The organism is Streptomyces sp. NPDC058240 (assembly GCF_042882135.1).
Lineage (GTDB): Bacteria > Actinomycetota > Actinomycetes > Streptomycetales > Streptomycetaceae > Streptomyces.
The window spans coordinates 1-1,704 of sequence record NZ_JBHVWT010000149.1; the positions used below are offsets into that span (position 1 = coordinate 1).

General features: G+C 68.2%; 1 protein-coding gene. It reads right to left on the bottom strand.

Features of this window, described 5'->3' with window-relative positions; genetic code table 11:
* Nucleotides 1-9: 9 nt before the first annotated feature.
* A complete protein-coding gene (locus ACFVX4_RS42040) occupies nt 10-1,650 on the bottom strand; it encodes an IS4 family transposase (RefSeq protein ID WP_389988789.1) in 1,641 nt (546 codons plus the stop codon).
* Between the last annotated feature and the right edge of the window lie 54 nt (nt 1,651-1,704).

Consider the following 1,704-nt stretch of genomic DNA (forward strand, 5'->3'; position numbering starts at 1 on the left):
TTTCGCAGGTCACGCAAGGGGTGTTGGGGTCCATGCAGTGGCGGCGTAGAGGCCGGGGCCAAGTTTGTGGATGAGGCCGGTCTCGGCCCATCTGGAGAGCTGCCGATACATGGTCTCCATGGTGATGTCGCCGAAGTGGGAAGCGATGTCACGGGGGCGCCAGAGGCGGGTGGGGTCTTCCTCGAGCAGGGCCAGGATCCGGTGACGTCGGCGCTCGGCGAGGGCTGTGTGCCGGTCGTCGCGGGAGATGGCGGGGAGTTGAGGGTGCGGTTCGCGGGGTTCGAGGACGCTGATGTCGAGACCGGTGATCGTGCGGCTGGTGTCGGGCCTGCCGTCGTCATGGCGGGTGCTGTAACGGGACATCGGTGACTTGACCTTGCGGGTGCTGACGCGCTGCCGTCGGGGCGGCAGGAGACGGGCCAGGATCCGGTGCCCGATCAGCCCGACGCGGCCGACATCGGCGGGGTCGGTGATGACGGCGGCGGCCTGGACGACCTGGTCGCGGGCGGTCTGGAGGGCGATGGTGAAGCAGCAGCGGTCCGGATCGGTGCCGGGCAGCGACTCGGCGGCCTCGACCATCATGGTGCGCAGGGCCTGGTAGAGGGTGAGAAGGGCCCACATCTCCTGTTCGACGCCGGCCGGGTCGCCCGAGCGCAGGACGCGCCCGTTCGTGATCGTGTGGCGGAGCGCGTAGTACGCAGATTCGTGTTCCCACCGCTGGTGGTAGAGGCCCACCAGCGCGGCCGCCGGGTATCGGCGGGCGTCGGTCAGAGTGGTGACCAGCCTGTAGGAGCCGGTGAAGACGGTGCCGTCCGCGCAGGTCACCGTGATGTTTGCGTCGATCACACGTACCTTCACGGCGGCGATCACCGACAGGTATGAGCCGTCGGCGAGACGTGTCAGGACGGGGGTACGCCGGTTGCTGCGGAGTCGGCCCAGGAACTGGGCGCGGGTCGCGGTGACGGAAGCGAGGAAGTCGTTGCCGTCGAAGCCCTTGTCCCACAGGACGAGCATGTCCGGCCGCAGCAGATGCAGCAGGCGCGAGGCATAGCTGGTCTCGCCCTCGGCGGTGGGTCCGAACACTGCGCCGATCAGGGCCCGTGTCCCGGTCTCGACTAGCGTCATCAACTCCAGTGTGGGATAGCCGTGATGGGAGGTTCGCCCCAGCCAGGCCCTGTTTCGCCCGGAGTCGGGGACCTTCTGGGAACTGCAGCCGTCGAATGACACAGTCCGGTACGGCCCGAACCGCACACCGGGTGTCGTCGGCCGTGCCAGAGGCCCCGCGAGAACCTCGAATAACGCCCGCACCGGCGCACTGCCCAGTCGTCGGCGCAGATCACGCAGGGCCTTCGGCGTCGGGGAGGCCACCGGCACTTCGGCCAGCCCGGCCGTCAGCTTGTCCCAGACCAGCCGGTAGCCGACTTCAGGGAACAGACACATCGCGAGCAGGAAGTAGATCCCGACCCGCGAAGGAAGATCGCGCAGTCGTCTCTGCACCGAGCGGGTCTCCGCCAGGACCGCGTCGATGAGCTCGAACGGCACGACGGGCGTCAGCTCGCCCAGATGCCCGGGCGCGAACCGGCCCGCGGCCACTGTGACCGTACGGGTGATGGCCATCACCGAGGCCGGCAGGACATGATGAAACGGCAACGGAGCTCCTCGAGTACAAGCTGTCTTGGACGACTGCCTGTACCAACGAGCTCC